12 protein-coding genes are annotated in these 19,886 nt (G+C 73.3%); 6 read left to right on the top strand and 6 right to left on the bottom strand.

Translation table 11 applies throughout. The annotated features are described in order from the left end of the window. The first annotated feature begins 206 nt into the window (after positions 1 to 206). From ACIQU3_RS27105 to ACIQU3_RS27080, 6 genes are all read left to right on the top strand, one after another. A complete protein-coding gene (locus ACIQU3_RS27105; RefSeq protein ID WP_403928137.1) occupies positions 207 to 3,545 on the top strand; it encodes an AAA family ATPase in 3,339 nt (1,112 codons plus the stop codon). 296 nt (positions 3,546 to 3,841) lie between these two features. Then, positions 3,842 to 5,695, top strand: coding sequence for an ABC transporter substrate-binding protein (locus tag ACIQU3_RS27100; RefSeq protein WP_403736348.1), 1,854 nt, complete (start codon positions 3,842 to 3,844; stop codon positions 5,693 to 5,695). Positions 5,696 to 5,712: 17 nt separating this feature from the next. Further along, complete coding sequence (locus tag ACIQU3_RS27095; protein WP_403736352.1) at positions 5,713 to 6,762, top strand: ABC transporter permease; 1,050 nt, start codon at positions 5,713 to 5,715, stop codon at positions 6,760 to 6,762. Further along, positions 6,759 to 7,673 (top strand): ABC transporter permease, encoded by a 915-nt coding sequence (locus ACIQU3_RS27090; protein ID WP_403736355.1) that lies wholly within the window; start codon positions 6,759 to 6,761, stop codon positions 7,671 to 7,673. Before ACIQU3_RS27095 ends, ACIQU3_RS27090 begins: the two co-directional genes overlap by 4 nt. Continuing rightward, a complete protein-coding gene (locus ACIQU3_RS27085) occupies positions 7,670 to 8,758 on the top strand; it encodes an ABC transporter ATP-binding protein (RefSeq protein WP_403928124.1) in 1,089 nt (362 codons plus the stop codon). Before ACIQU3_RS27090 ends, ACIQU3_RS27085 begins: the two co-directional genes overlap by 4 nt. Beyond that, a complete protein-coding gene (locus ACIQU3_RS27080; protein WP_403928121.1) occupies positions 8,755 to 9,828 on the top strand; it encodes an ABC transporter ATP-binding protein in 1,074 nt (357 codons plus the stop codon). The genes ACIQU3_RS27085 and ACIQU3_RS27080 overlap by 4 nt, the downstream gene beginning before the upstream one ends. 8 nt (positions 9,829 to 9,836) lie before the next feature. Here ACIQU3_RS27080 and ACIQU3_RS27075 read toward each other — a convergent pair whose 3' ends face one another. The 6 genes from ACIQU3_RS27075 to infB all read right to left on the bottom strand — a co-directional run bounded on the left by ACIQU3_RS27075 (position 9,837) and on the right by infB (position 19,800). Further along, positions 9,837 to 10,781, bottom strand: a complete 945-nt coding sequence (locus ACIQU3_RS27075) for a bifunctional riboflavin kinase/FAD synthetase (protein ID WP_403736365.1) — start codon at positions 10,779 to 10,781, stop codon at positions 9,837 to 9,839. Between the two features lie 204 nt (positions 10,782 to 10,985). Further along, positions 10,986 to 14,576 carry a trypsin-like peptidase domain-containing protein gene (locus ACIQU3_RS27070; protein WP_403736368.1) on the bottom strand — a complete coding sequence of 1,197 codons (3,591 nt, stop codon included), beginning with the start codon at positions 14,574 to 14,576 and terminating at the stop codon, positions 10,986 to 10,988. A 320-nt stretch (positions 14,577 to 14,896) separates the two neighbouring features. Then, on the bottom strand, positions 14,897 to 15,802 hold the full coding sequence (gene truB, locus ACIQU3_RS27065) for a tRNA pseudouridine(55) synthase TruB (RefSeq protein WP_403736374.1): 906 nt from the start codon (positions 15,800 to 15,802) through the stop codon (positions 14,897 to 14,899). Further along, on the bottom strand, positions 15,799 to 16,251 hold the full coding sequence (gene rbfA / locus ACIQU3_RS27060) for a 30S ribosome-binding factor RbfA (RefSeq protein ID WP_403736377.1): 453 nt from the start codon (positions 16,249 to 16,251) through the stop codon (positions 15,799 to 15,801). Before rbfA ends, truB begins: the two co-directional genes overlap by 4 nt. Before the next feature lie 32 nt (positions 16,252 to 16,283). Then, on the bottom strand, positions 16,284 to 16,577 hold the full coding sequence (locus ACIQU3_RS27055) for a DUF503 domain-containing protein (protein ID WP_184908403.1): 294 nt from the start codon (positions 16,575 to 16,577) through the stop codon (positions 16,284 to 16,286). A gap of 133 nt (positions 16,578 to 16,710) precedes the next feature. Next, positions 16,711 to 19,800 (bottom strand): translation initiation factor IF-2, encoded by a 3,090-nt coding sequence (infB, locus tag ACIQU3_RS27050; RefSeq protein ID WP_403736385.1) that lies wholly within the window; start codon positions 19,798 to 19,800, stop codon positions 16,711 to 16,713. Positions 19,801 to 19,886 lie beyond the last annotated feature (86 nt).

The raw sequence follows: 19,886 nt of genomic DNA, 5'->3' as shown, positions 1-19,886 counted from the left end.
CTCCGGGCGCTCCGTACACGCCTCCCGCGCCCGCGCCGGGTGCGCCCTTCACGCCGCCCGTGCCGCCCGCGCCCGCTTCGGGAGGTCCTTCGGGCGTCCCCAAGCTTCCGATGGGCAGCGGGTTCGAGCCACAGGGGACGCCGCACGGGGACCGGCCTTCGGGGCCGTCCGACACACCCGCGGGCGCCGCGGCCTCTCCCACGGCGGTGCCGAACATCCCCGTCGGCGGGTACCAGCCGTCCTGGACGCCGCCGGCTCCACCGCAGGCCCCGGCCGTCCCCGGGACTCCGGCGGCTGCCGAGGCTCCGGCGGCTCCTGAGACTCCGACGACTCCCGAGAGTTCGGCCCCGGCGGATTCCGTCGATGCCCCGGAGCCGGAGAACGGCGATCTGGAGAGCGGCGCCACCATGCGCTTCTCCGCCGTCGCCCTGAAGCGGGAGATCGAGGAGCATGCCGCCGCGGAGGCGGTCGCCAGTCTTGAAGCTCCCGAGGAGGCCGAGGCTCCTGAGGCGGTGGACTCCGACGGCGCTGTCGGCGCCGACAGCAGTGCCCGCGCCGACGTCACGGAGGATGACGGCCCCGGTGCGGAGGCAGACGACTCCGTCGGGGCTTCGGAGTACGCGCTGGACGCGGACGCCTTCACCGACGTGCCGCCGGTCGGGGAGACCGAGCCGGAGGACACCCGTCCGGAGCCCGAGGACGTGCGGCCCGAGGACGTGGCTCCCGAGGTCCCCCAGCCGGAGGTCGCCGCACCCGAGGCCACCGAGCCCGACGAGGCCGGGCCGGAAGCCGTCGAGTCCAAGGACGCAGAGGCCGACGGCACCGAGTCCGAGCAGGCAGAGCCCGAGAACGCCCGGCCCGAGGACAGCCGGCCCGAGGACAGCCAGCCCGAAGAAGCACTGCCCGAGGAAGCACTGCCCGAGGAAGCACTGCCCGAGGAAGCACTGCCCGAAGAGGCGCAGCCCGAAGAGGCGCAGCCCCACTCCGACGAGCCGGTGGACGCGGTGCCGGCCGGGGCCGGACACCAGGGTGAGGATTCGGCGGCCCCTGCTGCCGCGCCGGCTGACACGCCGCCCGCCGACACGCCCCCCACCGACAGCGCTCCCGCGCAGATCGAGCCGGAGGACGCCGTACCGGCTTCCCCCGAGGCCCCGCAGAGCACGGCGGCCGACTCCACTCCCCCGCCCCCGCAGGGGGTGCCGCCGCTGCCGCCGTCGTACCAGCCGGCCGCTCCGGCACCGGCGAGCGAGTGGCCCGCCCAGCCGCAGCAGCCCCCGGCGCAGCCGTCGGACCCGAACGCCGTACCCGCTCAGCCGCAGCCGACGGCCGCACAGGGGCAGCCCCCGGTGCCACCGCAGCCCCACATCCCGGCGCAGCAGCCGCCGTTCCAGCCGCAGGCGCCGCAGCCCGCGCCCGCCGCGTGGCACCAGCCCGCCGCACCGACGTCGCCCCACCAGCCGCCCGCCCAGCCCGCCCCGCGGCCCGGCGGCTACGGCTTCCCGCAGCAGGGCAACCCGCCCGCTGCACCGCCCGCCCCCCAGGGCGGCTACGCGTACCCGCACACCGCAGCCCCCGCCCCGAACGCCCAGCAGCCGCAGAGCCCGCCGGCTCCCACACCGAACGCGCAGGGCGGCTACGGCTTCCCGCAGCAAGGCAACGCGCCCGCCCCGCAGGCCGGCTACGGCTTCCCCCAGCCGGGCGCTCCGGCCCCGGACGCCCAGCAGCCCCCCGTCCAGCAGGCCCAGAACGCACCGGCCCCCGCGCCCGACGCCCAGGGCGGCTACGGCTTCCCGCACCCCGGCGCACCGGCCCCGGTCGCGCCCGGCCCTCAAGGTGGCTACGGCTTCCCGCACCCGGGCGCCCAGCCGCCGCACGCGCAGGCCCAGCCGCAGCCCCACATCCCGCCGCAGAGCCGGCCCCACCCCGAAGGCCGGTCCCCGCAGGCCGAGCAGCCCGGGCAGTCCGGCCCGGCGGCGCAGCAGCAGCAGCCCGGGCAACTCCCGCCGCAGCAGCAGCCCGTCGATCCCCGTACCGGAGCTGCCTGGCCGCAGCCCATCCAGCACGACCAGCGGCAGCCGACCAACCCCGGCGCCGCACCGCTCGGTTACACCGCTGCCGTCGAGCTGTCGTCGGACCGGCTGCTCAACAGCAAGAAGCAGAAGGCGAAGAGCAGCCGTCCGGCGGCCGGGGGCGGGCGCTTCAAGCTCGGCGGGAAGAAGGAGGAGGCCGAGCGGCAGCGGAAGCTCGACCTGATCCGCACGCCCGTGCTCTCCTGCTACCGGATCGCGGTGATCAGCCTCAAGGGCGGTGTCGGCAAGACGACCACGACCACCGCGCTGGGCTCCACGCTCGCCACCGAGCGGCAGGACAAGATCCTCGCGATCGACGCCAACCCGGACGCGGGCACCCTCGGACGCCGCGTGCGGCGTGAGACCGGGGCCACCATCCGTGACCTCGTCCAGGCGATCCCGTACCTCAACTCGTACATGGACATCAGGCGGTTCACGTCGCAGGCGTCCTCCGGGCTGGAGATCATCGCCAACGACGTCGACCCGGCCGTGTCCACGACGTTCAACGACGAGGACTACCGGCGCGCGATCGACGTGCTCGGCAAGCAGTATCCGGTGATCCTCACCGACTCGGGTACCGGTCTGCTGTACAGCGCCATGCGCGGTGTGCTGGACCTCGCCGACCAGCTCATCATCATCTCCACGCCGTCGGTGGACGGGGCGAGTAGTGCGAGCACGACCCTGGACTGGCTGTCGGCGCACGGGTACGCCGATCTCGTCTCGAGGTCCATCACCGTCATCTCCGGTGTGCGCGAGACCGGCAAGATGATCAAGGTCGAGGACATCGTGTCGCACTTCGAGACGCGCTGCCGTGGGGTCGTCGTCGTGCCCTTCGACGAGCACCTCGCCGCCGGTGCCGAGGTCGACCTCGACATGATGCGGCCGAAGGTGCGGGAGGCGTACTTCAACCTGGCCGCAATGGTCGCCGAGGACTTCGTCCGGCACCAGCAGTCGCACGGGCTGTGGACCTCCGACGGCAACCCGCCGCCGGTCGCGGCCCCGCCGATGCCGGGCCAGGCCGTGCCGGGCCAGCCCTACGCCCAGCCGGGACAGGCTCCGTACCCGCAGCAGCCGGCTCCCGGTCAGCCGGGCCCGTACCCGCAGCAGCCGCAGCCCCAGCCGGGCCAGCCGTACCCGCAGCCCGGTCAGCCCTATGCCCAGCCGGGCCGGCCCCCGGCCCAGCCCGGCCAGCCGTACCCGCAGGCCGCAGCCCAGCCGCCCTATCCGCAGCCCGGGCAGTCGGGTCAGCCGGAGCAGCCCGGTCAGCAGCCCGGTCAGCAGGCCGGGCCGCCGCAGGCCCACCCCGGACAGCCGTACGCCCAGCCCGGTCAGCCCTACCCGCAGCCCGTACAACCTCCGGCCGCTCCCCCGCAGCAGCCCGGCTACGGCTACCCCCAGCCCGGTGAGCCGGGTCAGCCCGGCCACTCGGCCCAGCCCGACGGGCAGACTCCGCCGCCCCCGCCTCCGACGCAGTAATCGCCTCACCCGATCGGCCCCTTCTCAGGGGCCGATCCCCGCCCGGCCCGCGCCGTTCCGACTCGGCGCGGGCCTCGGTGCGTTCAGGGGCGAATTCCGTTGCCAGGCCCTGGCCAGGGGCGCGTCAGTGGTCTCGACCAATGGGTGCGGAAAGCTCGCCAATTCGTTATTTCCGCAGGCCACAAGGGGTGAACGCGCCGTTGACGGGTGGAGACGGCCGCTGGTACACACACATCACGCATCTGACTGCTGATCAACCCGTCCTTCCCGTCCGAGCGATGACGCGAGGTCCGACCATGGGCACGAACGATCAGAAACGCAGCCTCCCGCACGGCCTCCGGCTCGTCGCCCTGGCCGGGGCCGCCGCGCTCACCCTCACCGCCGGCCTCGCGACGCCGCTGGCCCCGGCGCCCCAGCAGGCCCGGGCGGCCGACGACGGCAAGAAGGTGCTGACCGTCGCAGTGGCGCAGAGCGTGGACTCGCTCAGTCCGTTCCTGGCGGTCCGGCTGCTCAGCACGAGCATCCACCGGCTCATGTACGAGTACCTGACCAACTACGACCCCAAGGACAACCACGCCATCCCGGGCCTGGCGACCAAGTGGGAGCCGTCGGCGGACAAGCTGACGTGGACGTACACGATCCGCGACAACTCCACGTGGTCGGACGGCGAGCAGGCCACCGCCGAGGACGCGGCGTGGACCTTCAACAAGATGATGACCGACACCGGCGCGGCCACGGCGAACGGCAGCTACGTCGGCAACTTCCGGAAGGTGACGGCCCCGAGCCCCACCAAGCTCGTCATCGAGCTGAAGAAGCCGCAGGCCACGATGGCCGCGCTGGACGTGCCGATCGTGCCGAAGCACGTGTGGGAGAAGGTCTCGGACTTCTCCGAGTTCAACAACGACAAGAACTTCCCCGTCGTGGGGAACGGGCCGTTCGTGCTGAGCGGCTACAAGGCCGACAGCTACGTCCGGCTCAAGGCCAACAAGGACTTCTGGCGCGGGTCTCCCAAGTTCGACGAGCTGGTCTTCCGCTACTACAAGGACCAGGACGCGGCCGTGTCGGCGCTGCGCAAGGGCGAGGTGTCGTTCGTCGCCGGGTCGCCGTCCCTGACGCCCGCTCAGGCGGAGTCGTTGAAGGGCGCGGACGACATCCAGGTCAACGACGCCCCCGGCCGCCGCTTCTACGCCCTCGCCACCAACCCGGGCGCGAAGGCGAAGAACGGCGAGAAGTTCGGCGACGGCCACCCCTCCCTGCTGGACCAGCGGGTGCGCAACGCGCTGTTCCGGGCCGTCGACCGCGAGGCCATCATCGACAAGGTGTTCCGCGGCCACGCCGTCGAGGGCGAGGGCTACATCCCGCCGCGCTTCCAGGACTACTTCTGGAAGCCGTCCGCGGACCGGAAGCTGGCGTACGACCCGGCCGAGGCGGCCCGGCTGCTCGACCAGGCGGGGTACAAGAAGAACGGCGACGGCAAACGCGTCGGCAAGGACGGCAGGCCGATCACCTACCGCGTGCTGTGCCACGCCACCGACCCGAACGACAAGGCCGTCGGCAAGTACCTCCAGGAGTGGTGGGGCGACCTCGGCATCGGCGTGCAGCTCAACTGCCTGGACAACGTCACCGACCCGTGGCTGGCCGGCAAGTACGACCTGGCGTTCGACGGCTGGTCGGTCAACCCCGACCCGGACTTCGTGCTGTCGATCCACACCTGCGGCGCGCTCCCGGCGACCCCGAAGGACACCGGCGCGACGGACAACTTCATCTGTGACAAGAAGTACGACGAGCTGTACGCCCGCCAGCTCACCGAGTACGACCCCGCCAAACGGGCGGACATCGTCAAGCAGATGGAGTCGCGGCTGTACGACCTCGGGTACATGAACGTCATGGCGTACCCGAACGCGGTCGAGGCCTTCCGGACGGACCAGATCAAGTCGATCACGACCATGCCGGCGAAGGCGGGCAACATCTATGGGCAGGACGGTTACTGGAGCTGGTGGTCGGCGGTCCCGGCGGACTCCGGCGGCTCCTCGGACAACGCGTCGTCGACCGGGGTCGTGGTCGGGATCGTCGCGGGTGTCGTGATCCTCGCGGGGCTCGGCGCCTTCGCGGCGATGCGGCGGCGGGCCACCGCCGAGGAACGCGAGTAGGCGGCGAGCGGGTACTCATGACCGCTGACGCGACTCCCGCGCTGGTCGAGGACAAGCAGCGGACGGCGGCCGGGCCGCGGGTACGCAAGAGCTCCGCGTACCCGCGGTACCTGGCCGGCAAGGTGGCCGGGGCCGCCGTATCACTGCTGGCCGTCCTCGTGACCAGCTTCTTCCTCTTCCGGCTGATCCCCGGCGACCCGGTGAAGACCATGACCGGCGGCCGTCAGGTGTCCGCGGAGCAACTTGCCGCCTATCGTGAGGAATTCGGGCTCGGCCTGCCGCTGTGGCGGCAGTTCACCGACTACTGCGGCAAGGCGCTCACGGGTGACTTCGGGACCTCGTACCAGTTCCGCGCCCCCGTCGTCGACAAGATCACCGAGGCACTGCCGAACACCCTGCTGCTCACCGGGACCGCGTTCGTCCTCTACACGGCACTGGGCATCTTCCTCGGCACCCGGTCGGCCTGGCGGCACGGCAAGCTCGGCGACCGCCTGAACACGGGCCTCGCGCTGACGCTGTACTCCATCCCGTCCTTCTGGCTGGGACTGCTGCTGATCATCGTGCTGTCGGTGGGCATCGGCCCGCTGCCCGGCATGTTCCCGACCGGCGGCATGGAGTCGGGCGGCGAGGAGGGCTTCGCGTACGTCCTCGACGTGGCGCACCACCTGGTGCTGCCGGTGGTGACGCTGGTGGCCGTGGAGTACGGGCAGACTCTGCTGGTCACGCGGTCGGCGCTGCTGGACGAGATGGGCAGTGACTATCTGACGACCGCGCGGGCCAAGGGGCTGCGCGACGACCTCGTACGGCGCCGGCACGCGGTGCCGAACGCGCTGCTGCCGACGGTGACGCTGATCTTCATCAACCTCGGCCGGACGGTGGCGGGCGTGATCCTCGTGGAGACGGTGTTCTCCTGGCCCGGCCTCGGCGGGCTGTTCTACCAGGCGTTGAGCGTGCCGGACCTGCCCCTCGTGCAGGGGCTGTTCTTCGTGTTCGCCACCGCGGTGATCCTGATGAACACCCTCGCCGACCTGGTCTATCCGCTGCTTGACCCCCGGGTGGCCCGATGACGACGTCGACCGGAACGGCCCCGAGCCCGCGCTCCCTCGCCCGGCAGCGCCGCCGGGCGTCCGTCGCCCGCTTCTGGCGGCAGTACCGCGCCGAACGGGCGGGGCTGTACGGCCTGGCCGTGCTCGCCCTGTGCGCGTTGCTGGCGCTGTTCGCACCGCTGTTCGTCGGGTCCGACGTGAGCAGCGTGACCGACGCGCCGGGGCGTCCGATGCAGAGCCCGAGCGCCGAGTTCCCGCTCGGCACGGACCAGTTCGGGCGTGACCTGCTGGGCCTGGTGATCTGGGGGGCGCGGGTGTCGCTGCTGGTCGGGCTGCTCGCGGCCGTGCTGTCGGTGGCGATCGGCACCTTGATCGGTGTGACTGCGGGGCACTTCAAGGGCTGGTACGCGACGGTGATGATGCGGATCACCGACTGGTTCCTGGTCATGCCGACGCTGGTGCTGGCCATCGCGCTGGCGACCGTGATGTCCCGCTCGCTGACCACAACCGTCGTCGCGATCGGCGTCACCACGTGGCCCACCACAGCCCGGTTGGTGCGCGCGCAGACCCTCGCAGTGGAGACCCGGCCGTACATCGAGCGGGCGCAGGCGCTCGGCGGCGGGCACCGGCACATCATGTCCCGGCACGTCCTGCCCAATGTGATGCCGCTGGTGCTGGCCCAGACGACCCTGATCATCTCCTCGGCCATCCTCGCCGAGGCGACCCTCGCCTTCCTCGGCCTGGGCGACCCGACGGTCGTGTCGTGGGGCGGGCTGCTCCAGGACGCACGGGAAGCGGGCGCGGTCAGTGCCGGGGACTGGTGGTACCTGGTGCCGCCGGGCATCGCCATCGCCGTGGTGGCGCTGGCGTTCACGCTGTGCGGGCGGGCCGTGGAGTCCGTCCTCAACCCCAGGCTGGGGGTGTCGCGTTGACTCTGCTCGACGTCAGGAACCTGACCGTGACGTACGCGGGCGGGGCGGCCGCCGTGCGCGGGGTGGATCTGCGCCTGGACGCGGGCCGGAAGCTCGGCCTGGCCGGGGAGTCCGGCTGCGGCAAGTCCACGCTGGCGCTGGCCCTGCTGCGCCTGCTGCCTGCGGGCGCCCGGATCACCGGGGAGGTGCTCCTCGACGGCGAGGACGTGCTGGCCATGAAGTGGGGACGGGTCCGGGCGGTCCGCTGGGCCGGGGCCTCCGTCGTCTTCCAGGGCGCGATGCACTCCCTCAACGCCGTGCACCGCGTCGGCGACCAGATCGCCGAGCCGATCCTGCTGCACCGGAAGGCGACCGCAGCCGGGGCCAGGAAGAAGACCGGGGAGCTGCTGGAGCAGGTCGGCCTGCCGGCCGCGCGCGCGGACGCCTACCCGCACGAGCTGTCCGGCGGTCAGCGCCAGCGGGTCATGATCGCCATGGCCCTGGCCTGCGACCCGCGGCTGATCATCGCCGACGAGCCGACCACCGCGCTCGACGTGATGATCCAGGCGCAGATCCTCCGTCTCATCGAGCAGCTGGTCGCGGACCAGGACCTGGGCCTGATCATGATCAGTCACGACCTGGCGGTCCTGGCCGACACCTGCGACCGGCTGGCGGTGATGTACGCGGGCCGGGTGGTCGAGGAGGGGCCCGCCCGGCAGGTGTACGAGGACGCCCGGCACCCGTACGCCCGGGCCCTGTCGGCCGCGTTCCCGCGTATCGGCGACCCGGCGTCCCGGTTCGCCCCGCGGGGACTGGCCGGCGACCCGCCCGACCCGGCCGACCTGCCGTCCGGGTGCACGTTCCATCCGCGCTGTCCGGTGGCGCTGGACTCGTGCCCGGAGGAGGACCCGGTGCTGCGCGCGGCGGGGCCGGAACGGCGGGCGGCGTGTGTGCTGGCCGGACCTCCGGGAGCGGAAGCCGGTGCGAAGCGAGCGGCGGCGGACCAGGAGGCCCGGGGGAAGCCGGCCGGGGAACCGGGAGCCCCGGAGCAGCGGCCGGCCGGGGAGCCGGAAGCGCTGGAGGAAGCGAGGCCCAGTACGCCATGACGACGCCCCCCACGGCCCCCGAGGTCACCACGGCCCCGCTGCTGAGCGCCCAGGGCCTGCACGTCACGTTCCCCGGACGGCACGGCGGCCCCCGGGCCCGGGCCGTGGACGGTGTCGATCTCGACATCCGCCCCGGCGAGATCGTCGCGCTGGTCGGCGAGTCCGGGTGCGGCAAGACGACGCTGGCCCGCAGTCTGCTCGGGCTGGTCGAACCGACGGCGGGCCGGGTCACCTTCGACGGCCGCCCGCTGGAGTACTCCGGCCGGTCCCTCAAGGCCTATCGCAAACGCGTCCAGTTGGTCCTCCAGGACCCGAGCGGCTCCCTCAACCCCCGGCACACGGTGTACGACGCGGTCGCCGAGGGCCTGCGCATCCACGGCCACGGCGGCGACGAGCGCACCGCGGTCGCCGACGCCCTGTCCCGGGCCGGTCTGCGCCCCCCGGAGCGTTTCTTCCTGCGCTACCCGCACGAACTGTCCGGCGGGCAGCGCCAGCGGGTGGTCATTGCGGGCGCCCTGGTCCTGGAACCCGAACTCCTCGTCGCGGACGAGCCGGTGGCCTCACTCGACGCCTCGGTACGCGGCGAGATCCTCGCCCTGCTGCTCCGGCTGCGCACCGAACTGGGCCTGTCCGCTCTGGTGGTCACGCACGACCTGGGCCTGGCGTGGAACATCGCCGACCGGGTCGCCGTGATGTACCTGGGCCGGATCGTGGAGACGGGGCCGGTGGAGCAGGTCCTGACGGCACCCCGGCATCCCTATACGCAGGCACTGCTGTCCGTGCTGCCCGAGGCGCCCGGGGCACCGGTGGTCCTCACGGGCGAGCCCCCGGACCCGACCGGCGTCCCGTCGGGCTGCCGCTTCCATGCCCGCTGCCAGATCCTGGCCGGTGGAGAGGCGGAGGCAGCGGGCGTGGCGAGCGCGTGCAGAGGCCGGGACTTGCCGGTGCTGAACGGGGGCGGGGACGCGCAGGTGGCCTGCCACTGGGCAGGTGCACACGCACCTGAAAGGGGCGCGGGGAACTGCGCGACAAGCCCCGACGCACCCGCGGACGGCCGGCAAGAAGGCTAGCCGGCCCCTCAGCCGCCGGCCACCAACTCCCTGCACTTCTCGACGTCATGCCCCATCTGAACCAACAGCGCGTCCAGCGTCTCGAACTTCGCCTGCCCCCGCACGAACGCCAGGAAGTCGACCGCGACATGCAGCCCGTACAGGTCGAGCCCGACACGGTCGATGGCGTACGCCTCCACCGTCCGCTCGGTGCCCTCGAACTGCGGGTTCGTGCCGACGGAGATCGCCGCGGGCATCGCCTCGCCCTGGGCGTGCAGCCAGCCGGCGTACACGCCGTCGGCCGGAATGGCCGTGTGCGGCAGCGTCTCCACGTTCGCCGTGGGGAAACCGAGTTCGCGCCCGCGCTGGGCGCCCCGGACGACGACGCCCTCGACCCGGTGCGGCCGCCCCAGGATCTCCGCGGCGCCCCGGACGTCACCCTCGGCGACCAGCCGTCGCGTCAGGGTGGAGGAGAACGGCTCGCCGCCGCCCGCCTCGCCCGTCACGTACAGGTCGACGACCTCGACCTCGAAGTCGTAGGTCTTGCCCTGCGTGGACAGGAACTCCACATTGCCGGCGGCCTTGTGGCCGAAGCGGAAGTTGGGGCCCTCGACGACGGCCTTGGCGTGCAGCTTGTCGACCAGGACCTTGACGACGAAGTCGGCCGGGGACAGCTTCGAGAACTCGGTCGTGAAGGGGAGGATGAGCACCGCGTCCACGCCGAGGTCCGCCATGAGTTCGGCGCGGCGGTGGTGCGCGGCGAGCAGCGGCGGGTGGCTGCCGGGGCGGACGACCTCGCTCGGGTGCGGGTCGAAGGTGACGACGACGGCGGGCACGCCCAGTTCCCGGGCTCGGTCCACGGCATGCCGGATGATCAGCTGGTGTCCGCGGTGGACTCCGTCGTAGGAGCCGATGGTGACGACGCTGCGCCCCCAGTCCTGGGGGATGTCCTCCAAGCCACGCCAGCGCTGCACTGTGCCTGCTCCTTGTCGAAAGCTCGTCGAACCCGTGTCCGGTCGGTTGTCCGTGGTGCCTCGTACGCAGGTCTAAGGGTGCCATGCCGGGTGCTTCCCGCCCGCATCGGCATGGGGGCTGTGACCGGGCGCACGGCACCCGGCGGCGCGGGCCGTCGGGCCGGGGCGGTGCCGGGCCCGATCACCCCGGCCCCGCGCGGCCGGTCACACGGGCACGCCCGCGCCCGCCAGGTTCTCGATCGTCCGGTGGGAGCTGGGCCCGACCAGCGCCGCCCAGTCCCCCGGTGCGTCGGCCAGCCAGGCTGCGACGCGGGCGGCGAAGCCGGGCACGTGCCGGCCCAGGTCGACCAGGGCGCGGTCGAAGCGGGTGGCGCCCTGGGGGGTGCGTACGAGGAGCAGTCCGATCCGGTGGACGAGGTCGCGCAGGTCGTCGCCGCCGTTGCGGGCGGCGGCGTGCAGCAGCGCGTCCAGGACGTCCGTGTCGTGCTCGCGGGCCAGGAGAGCGTCGCGCAGTTCGCGGCGGAGCGGACGCGACGCGGGGATGCCGGGCGGGGTGAGGACCGCGGCGAGGGCGCAGCGCAGCCGCACGTCACCGTCCTCCAGCAGGCCGGTGACCAGGGGCAGGAGCGCGGGCCGGGCCGCGGGCCCCCGGTCGAGCCGCTGGTCCGCGTACGCCGCCACCTCCCCCGCGAGTTCCGGCCGCCCGCGTGCCGCCCGGCACAGCAGCGCGGCGATCCGCCGGGCCAGGCCCGGCGGCGCCGCGTCGGCGAGCGCCCGTAGCGCCTCCTCCGCGTCCGGTCGCTCCAGCCGCGCCGCGAAGGCCCCGAGGACCGGCTCGGGATCACTCAGCAGCGCTCCGGCCAGGGCGTCCGGCGCGAACCGGGGGTCGCCCGCCGCGAAGTGCTCCAGCGCGCGTGCGAGGTAGCGGGCCCGGGTGTGGGGGTCCTGGACGAGGAGGGCGAGTGCACCGCCGTGCAGGGCGCGGTCGGTGGGGCGGGCGAGCAGGGTGAGGGCCGCGTAGCGCAGCAGGGCACGGTCGCCCGCCGTGCCGGCGTGCGGCGCGACGCGCAGTGCGTGGGCCGCAGCGGCGCTCCGCCGTGCGGGGCGTTCGTCGCGCGCCCACCGGTCGGCGGCCCGGCACATCGCCGACGGCTCCTCCTCGGCGAGCACCGCGAGCAGTTCGTCGGCCCGTGGGTGCGCGCGGTCGACGAGCACATCCGTCAGTTCGTCCAGGGCACGGTGGCGGTGGGTGTGCAGCAGGACTTGCGCAGCCGTGGCCACGGTGGCGTCCGGTGTGGCGGGCAGCGGCTCCTCGTCGTCGAACCAGCGGACGAGCTGCGGTTGCACGGCGGTGGGGTCGGCGGCGAGGAGTTCGGCGACGGCGTCCAGGAATCTGGGACCGGCCGCGCACGGCGGCCCGTCGGCGTGGACGAGCCGCCGCAGCAGCGCACAGCGCGTGTCCAGCGGGAGCCGTACGGCGGTCCAGAAGGAGGGCCCGATCTCCTCCGGCAGGGGCCGCTCCTGCCGCCGCCAGGCCACGATCCGGTCGGCGAGCAGCCGCAGCACCTCGGTGTAAGGCGCTGCGTCGGGCAGCGCCGACAGTGTCCCGGCGAGCAGCCGGGCGGCCCACCAGGACCCTGGGTCGGCGTCCAGGGCGTGCACCAGGTCGGCCAGGCGGGAGGCCAGGGGACCGGCGCCGTGCTGGCGGCCGAGGTACAGCAGGGCCTGGACGACCGGTCCGATGCGGTGGTGCGGCACGGGGTCGGAGGGGGTGTCGGCGCCGCAGTGGACGAGGGCGTGCAGGGCTTCGTCGAGGTCGAGGTGCATGCCCTGGAGCCAGTCGGCGAGCCCGTCGTGGGCGAAACGGTAGCCGGGTCCGGCGGGCACGAGCAGGCCTTCGGCGAGCACGGCCGACGCCCAGCCCGTGCAGCCGCCGAGCCGCTGCGGGGCGGTCCCCCAGGGGAACACCGCCGCGAACGCCTCCCGGTCCAGGTCTCCCGGCCCGGGGCAGAGGCCGCGGCGGGCCGCCTCGTGCACCTGCCCCGCGGCCTTGGCCGCCAGCCGGCGTACGGCCGTGCCGCGCAGGCCGTTGCCGGCGGCCAGCCGGGTGGCGACGCGCAGCGCCATCAGGTCCAGGTAGGCGGAGAAGACCTGGTCCCGGTCGACGGGGCCGGTCGGCGGCATGGGTGTTTCGGCGGGGTCGGTGAACTCGTCCCTGATCTCGCCCAGGAGGCGCAGGGTGAGGGGGTGGCGGGCGTCGGCATCGCCGAGGGCGCCCTCGGCGATGCCGTACCGCAGCCGGGCCTCCCGGGCCTCATCCTCGGTGAGGTCGCCGAGGACGACGCATCGGGGACGGTGCAGCAGGCCCGACACCTCCTCCCAGTACTCCGGCCGGCAGGCCACCACCAGCCGCGCGCCCGTCTCGCCGAGCCACCGCACGGTCTCGTCCGTCCAGTCGGACAGGCGGCGGGCCACCGCGGGCGGCATCTCCTCGGGACCGTCCAACAGGAGCAGCAGGGGCCGGCCGAGGGAACCGGCGAGGCGGGCGAGGCGCTCGGGGGTCATGTCCCCCGGGCCGGCCGTGGAGGACGGTGAGAGCGGGGTGAGCGGGGAGTGCGGGGCCGTGGCCCGCGCGGCGGCCACGACGGGGGCGGCCCGAGTGAGTGCCCTGCGGACCGCGTCCGCCACCGACTTGTCGTCGTCCCGCAGATCGCAGCCACGCAGCCGGAGGGTGGGGTGCCCGCTGCGGCCGCGGCGCTCGGCGAGCGCGGCGAGTTCCGTCGTACGACCGCTGCCGGGCGCCCCGACGAGGCCGAGGACGGCCGCCTCGCCCGCCGCGAAGGCGTCGAACTCGGCTGCCACACCGGCCCGTTCGACCGGTTCCGGGACGTCGGTCCGGCCGGGCGGGCCGTCCGGGCCCCGCGATGTGCCGGTCAGTTCGAGCACTCCGGCGAGGTTCAGATCGGCACCGTAGGCGGGGACCGTCGCGGCGTTCTCGGCGAGCAGCCCGGCGAGGGGGCCCGCCGTTCCGGCGACCCGCGCCCGCAGCGGCACGGCGAACCCGACGTCGCGGTGGCCGGAGCTGAGGGCGGTGCCGAGGACTCCGACGACGGCGCCGGTCACGGCGTCGAGCACGGGGCCCCCGGCCGCTCCGCCGCCCGGCCGCAGCGCGTCCCGCCCTGCCGTGCCGACCGCCAGCTCCAGTGCGTCGTCGAGACGGTGGAGGCGGTCCGTGGCCGCGTAGGTCACACAGGCCGGGCCCAGCACCCGCGCCTCGCGCCAGCCACCGGCGGCGATCCGCACATATGCGCCGGTCACGGCCCCGTCCCGGACGGTGACGGGCAGCGGCGGCACGCCGAGCCCCTCGGTCCGTACGAGGGCCAGATCCAGCGCGGGCAGCGGGGTGACCGCGTCCGCGGCCACGACCAGGCGGCAGTCACCGGCCCCGCACAGCACGAGCCGGGACAGGCCGTCGACGGCCTCGTGGCTGGTGATCAGTGTGCCGTGGTGGTCGGCCAGGAAGCCGGTGCCTCGGGGGCGGCCGGCCAGATCCTGGATACGGACGAGACAGTCACCGGGGACCGCCCCCGCCCCGGACCAGGCCGTCCCGCGGTCGTCAAGGGCCGCCCGGCTCTCCTGCCCGGCCTTCCCGGGGTCGTCGAGAACCGCCCGGCTCTCCTGCCCGGCCGTCCCGAGGCCGGGGGCCGCCGTGCCCTGCTGCCCCGCTCTTCCTGGGCGGTCCGGGGAGTCCTGTGCGCTGCCGCCCGTCTCCCGGGACCGGTTCCGCGACGCCATCGTCGAGCCTCCCCGCCGTACACCCGTGCCCTTGTGTTCGACGGTAGGGGCGAGTTGATCAGCGGGACAGATCCCTTGGCGAAAGCGCCCCCTTCCGCTCCCCCGGTTCACTCCGAGCGCCCGCACGGACGGGTGAAGAAGCTGGGGCGGCTGGATACACCCTAGGGGTGGGGGAACCGAGGGGGGACCGTGGAGCGGCGGAAGTGGAGGTACCCCGTGGCCGCCGCTCCACGGGCGAACTCCCGCCCCTGGGAATGTCAGGCGAAAACGGCGAGGCTCCCGGCCTTGCCCCGCTGCTCCTTCACGGGCCCCCAGGGATGTCAGGCGAAGACGGCGAGGCTCTTCGCCTTGCCCCGCTGCTCCTCGACGAGCGCGAGGAAGCGGCCCTCGGGGTCGAAGACGGCGACGGGGCCGGAGCCCGCATACGTCTCGGGCATCTCCAGCCGCACGCCGTTGGTGATCAGCTTGGCTCGCCGGGCGTCGACGTCCCACCGGGGGAACGCGGCCGTGGCGGCCTCGGCCATCGGCATCACCGTCAGCTCCTGCTGGAGCTGGTCCAGCGTGCGGGCCGTGTCCAGCTTGTAGGGGCCGACGCGGGTGCGGCGCAGCGCGGTGAGGTGTCCGCCCACACCGAGGCCGGCGCCGAGGTCGCGGGCCAGGGCCCGGATGTAGGTGCCGGAGGAGCAGACGACCGAGACGACCAGGTCGAGCACGGCCGTGCCGTCGTCGGCGAGGGCGTCCCGGACGTCGTACACGCTGAATGAGGAGACCGTGACGGGCCGGGCCGGGATCTCGAACTCCTCGCCCTCGCGGGCCCGCTTGTAGGACCGCACGCCGTTGATCTTGATGGCGCTGACCTTGGACGGCACCTGCATGATGTCGCCGGTCAGCTCGGCGATGCCGGTGTCGATCGCGTCGCGGGTGACCTTGGAGGCGTCCGTGGAGGAGGTGATCTCCCCCTCGGCGTCGTCCGTGAGGGTGTTCTGCCCGAGCCGGATGGTGCCCAGGTACTCCTTCTCGGTCAGCGCGAGGTGGCCGAGGAGCTTGGTGGCCTTCTCGACGCCGAGGACGAGGACACCCGTCGCCATGGGGTCGAGGGTGCCGGCGTGCCCGACGCGTCGCGTTCTGGCGATGCCGCGCATCTTGGCGACCACGTCGTGCGAAGTGAAGCCCGACGGCTTGTCGACGATGACAAGGCCGTCGGGCGTGGTGTGCTTCTGGGTCATTCGGCGCCGTCGTCCGTCTCGTCGTCCTCGTCGGGCTTGCGGTACGGGTCGGCTTCGCCCGCGTACTTCGCGCCCGCGGACGCCTCGCGCACCTTCTCGTCGGACTGGCGCGCCTTGTCGAGGAGGTCCTCGATGGTGCGGGCGTTGTCCGGGAGGGCGTCCATGACGAAGGTCAGGGTCGGCGTGAACTTCACACCGGCCGCGCGGCCCACCTCGGAGCGCAGGACACCCTTGGCGCTCTCCAGGCCGGCGGCGGCCGCCGCGCGCTCCTCGTCGTCCCCGTAGACCGTGTAGAAGACGGTCGCCTCCCTGAGGTCACCCGTGACCCGGGTGTCCGTGATGGTGACGTGGGAGCCGAGCCGCGGGTCCTTGATCCCCCGCTGCAGCTTCTGGGCCACCACCTCTCGGATGAGGTCCGCCAGCCTTTTAGCCCGCGCGTTGTCGGCCACTGGTCCGTCTCCTTAAGTGCTTACTTGTTGCTTCAGTCTTCGTCGCTGTGGAGCCTGCGTCGAACCGAGAGCAGTTCGACCTCCGGCCGGCCGGCGACGAGCCGCTCACAGCGGTCCAGGACGTCGCTGAGGTGTCCTGTCTCCCCCGAGACCACCGCGAGCCCGATCTCGGCCCTGCGGTGGAGGTCCTGGTTACCCGTCTCGGCCGCGCTCACCCCGTACTTGCGCTGGAGTTCGGCCACGATCGGGCGGACGAGAGAGCGTTTCTCCTTGAGCGAGTGGACATCGCCGAGGAGCAGATCGAAGGACAGAGTCCCCACATACATGTGTGTATCCGGATGTCCCGCCGGTTCGGGGTACGGGCGCCACGCTTCGACGCCGATACGGGAACCGTACACGCAACGGCCGGGGCCGATCGACGGAATAAGTCCCGCCGACCGGCCCCGATCGTGACTCAGGTCAGACGCGCGGCTTCTCGCGCATCTCGTACGTCGCGATGACGTCGTCGACCTTGATGTCGTTGAAGTTGCCGAGGTTGATACCGCCCTCGAACCCTTCGCGGATCTCGGTGACGTCGTCCTTGAAGCGGCGCAGGCCCTCGATGTTGAGGTTCTCCGCGACCACCTTGCCGTCGCGGATGAGGCGCGCCTTGGTGTTGCGCTTGACCTCGCCGGAGCGGATGAGAACACCCGCGATGTTGCCCAGCTTGGACGACTTGAAGACCTCGCGGATCTCCGCCGTACCGAGCTCGACCTCTTCGTACTCCGGCTTGAGCATGCCCTTGAGGGCCGCCTCGATCTCCTCGATCGCCTGGTAGATGACCGAGTAGTACCGGACGTCGACACCCTCGCGCTCGGCCATCTGCTGCGCACGCCCGGCGGCGCGCACGTTGAAGCCGATGACGATGGCGTCGGAGCCCATGGCCAGGTCGATGTCGGACTCCGTGACCGCACCGACACCGCGGTGCAGGACGCGGATGTCGACCTCTTCGCCGACGTCCAGCTGGAGCAGCGAGGACTCGAGCGCCTCGACGGATCCGGAAGCGTCACCCTTGATGATCAGGTTCAGCTGCTGGACCTCGCCGGCCTTCAGCACCTTGTCCAGGTCCTCCAGCGACACGCGGCGCGTGCGCTTGGCGAACGCGGCGTTGCGCTCACGGGCGGCGCGCTTCTCGGCGATCTGACGGGCCGTACGGTCCTCGTCGACCACCAGGAAGTTGTCGCCCGCACCCGGGACGTTGGTCAGGCCGAGGACCTGGACCGGCGTCGAGGGACCGGCCTCGGCGACGCTGTTGCCGTTGTCGTCGTGCATCGCCCGGACGCGGCCGTACGCGTCGCCAACCACCATGGTGTCGCCGACCCGCAGCGTGCCTCGCTGGACGAGGACCGTCGACACGGCACCGCGGCCGCGGTCGAGGCGGGACTCGATCGAGATGCCCTGCGCGTCCTGGTTCGGGTTGGCCCGCAGGTCGAGCGAGGCGTCGGCGGTGAGGATCACGGCCTCCAGCAAGGAGTCGATGTGCAGCCCCTGCTTGGCGGAGATGTCGACGAACATCGTGTCGCCGCCGTACTCCTCGGCCACCAGGCCGTACTCGGTCAGCTGGCCGCGCACCTTGGTCGGGTCCGCACCCTCGACGTCGATCTTGTTGACCGCGACGACGATCGGGACCTCGGCCGCCTTGGCGTGGTTGAGCGCCTCGACCGTCTGCGGCATGACGCCGTCGTTGGCCGCGACGACCAGGATCGCGATGTCGGTCGACCGGGCACCACGGGCACGCATGGCGGTGAACGCCTCGTGACCCGGGGTGTCGATGAAGGTGATCTTGCGCTCTTCGTCGTTGACCTCGGTCGCGACCTGGTAGGCACCGATGTGCTGGGTGATGCCGCCGGCCTCGCCCGCGATGACGTTCGTCTTGCGGATGGCGTCGAGGAGCCGGGTCTTACCGTGGTCGACGTGACCCATGACGGTGACGACCGGCGGGCGGACCATCAGGTCCTCCTCGTCGCCCTCGTCCTCGCCGAACTCGATGTCGAAGGACTCGAGGAGCTCGCGGTCCTCCTCCTCCGGGCTGACGATCTGAACCGTGTAGTTCATCTCGTCGGCGAGGAGCTGCAGCGTCTCGTCGGAGACGGACTGCGTGGCCGTGACCATCTCGCCGAGGTTCATCATGACCGCGACGAGCGACGCCGGGTTGGCGTTGATCTTCTCCGCGAAGTCGGTGAGCGAGGCACCGCGCGACAGGCGAACGGTCTCGCCGTTGCCGCGAGGCAGCATCACACCGCCGACCGACGGGGCCTGCATGGCCTCGTACTCCTGGCGCCTCTGCCGCTTCGACTTGCGGCCACGACGCGCCGGACCGCCGGGACGGCCGAACGCACCCTGCGTGCCACCACGGCCACCGGGACCGCCGGGACGGCCACCGAAGCCGGGACGGCCGCCGCCGCCGGGACCACCGGGACGGCCGGCGAAACCGCCACCGCCGCCGCCGGGACCACCGGGACGACCGGCGAAACCGCCACCGCCGCCACCGGGACGACCGGCGAAACCGCCGCCCGGACGACCGCCGCCGCCCCCGGGGCGACCGCCGCCGCCGGGACCGCGGCCGCCGGGGCCACCGCCACCGGGACGCGGGCCGGCAGCCGGACGCTGCGGCATCATGCCGGGGTTCGGACGGGGACCGCCGCCGGGACGGGGGCCGCCGCCCTGCGGACGGGGCATGCCGCCCGGGGTCGGACGCGCGCCGCCCGGAGCCTGCGGACGAGGACCGCCGCCGGCACCCTGCGGGCGGGGACCGCCCTGGCCGCCCTGGCCCTGCGGACGCGGAGCACCACCGGGCGCACCGGGGCCGCCCGGACGCGGGGCACCACCCGGACGGGGCGCCTGCGGGCGCGCCATGCCGGTGGAGCCACCGGAGGTGAAGGGGTTGTTGCCCGGACGGGGACCCGCCGGACGGGCACCGGGACGCGGGGCACCGCCACCCGGACGCGGGGCGCCGGGACGGTCGCCGCGCTCACCACGGCCCTGGCCGCCCTGGCCGGGGCCACCCGGGCGCGGGGCACCCGGACGCGGGGTCTGGCCGGCCGGACGCGGGGCGCCCGGACGCGGGCCGGAGCCCTGGGGCGAGGACGGGGCGGCGGGAGCCGACGGCGGTGCCGTGAACTCGGGCGTCGTCGGCGCCGGGGACGCCGGGGCGGGCCGCGGCGCGGGCTTCGGGCCCGGGGTGGGACGGGGGCCGGGAGTGGCCGGCGCGGCGGGGGCCGCGGGCTTCTCGGCGGCCGGCTTGGGGGCCGGCGGGCGCGGGGCGGCCGGACGGGCGGCCTGCGCGGGAGAGGGGGCGCCCGGCTTCGCCGGGGCAGCCTTGCGGGCGGGGGCGGGCTTGCCGCCACCGCTGCCCTGCTGGAGGGCGTCCGTCAGCTTGCGTACAACGGGCGCTTCGATCGTCGAAGACGCCGAACGGACGAATTCACCGAGTTCCTGGAGCTTGGCCATGACGACCTTGCTCTCGACGCCGAACTCCTTGGCGAGTTCGTAGACCCGGACCTTAGCCACTTCGCTCCTTTGAGGTCCGGGTTGCGTCCGGACCGTCGCTAGTTCATGGGCGTACTCATCGCGTACTCATCGAGTGCTCATCGCAA

Source organism: Streptomyces sp. NPDC101110, from assembly GCF_044759525.1.
Taxonomy (GTDB): Bacteria; Actinomycetota; Actinomycetes; order Streptomycetales; family Streptomycetaceae; genus Streptomyces.
The sequence above is the reverse complement of the archived record's forward strand: the minus strand, read 5'-3'. Positions and strand labels throughout refer to the sequence as shown.

What these genes read in the sequence shown, in the direction of transcription:
- ACIQU3_RS27080 (WP_403928121.1), top strand. Translation starts at nt 8,755, where the DNA reads ATGACGACGCCCCCCACGGCCCCCGAGGTCACCACGGCCCCGCTGCTG.
- ACIQU3_RS27100 (WP_403736348.1), top strand. Translation starts at nt 3,842, where the DNA reads ATGGGCACGAACGATCAGAAACGCAGCCTCCCGCACGGCCTCCGGCTC.
- ACIQU3_RS27090 (WP_403736355.1), top strand. Translation starts at nt 6,759, where the DNA reads ATGACGACGTCGACCGGAACGGCCCCGAGCCCGCGCTCCCTCGCCCGG.
- ACIQU3_RS27070 (WP_403736368.1), bottom strand. Translation starts at nt 14,576, where the DNA reads ATGGCGTCGCGGAACCGGTCCCGGGAGACGGGCGGCAGCGCACAGGAC.
- ACIQU3_RS27095 (WP_403736352.1), top strand. Translation starts at nt 5,713, where the DNA reads ATGACCGCTGACGCGACTCCCGCGCTGGTCGAGGACAAGCAGCGGACG.
- ACIQU3_RS27055 (WP_184908403.1), bottom strand. Translation starts at nt 16,577, where the DNA reads ATGTATGTGGGGACTCTGTCCTTCGATCTGCTCCTCGGCGATGTCCAC.
- truB (WP_403736374.1), bottom strand. Translation starts at nt 15,802, where the DNA reads ATGACCCAGAAGCACACCACGCCCGACGGCCTTGTCATCGTCGACAAG.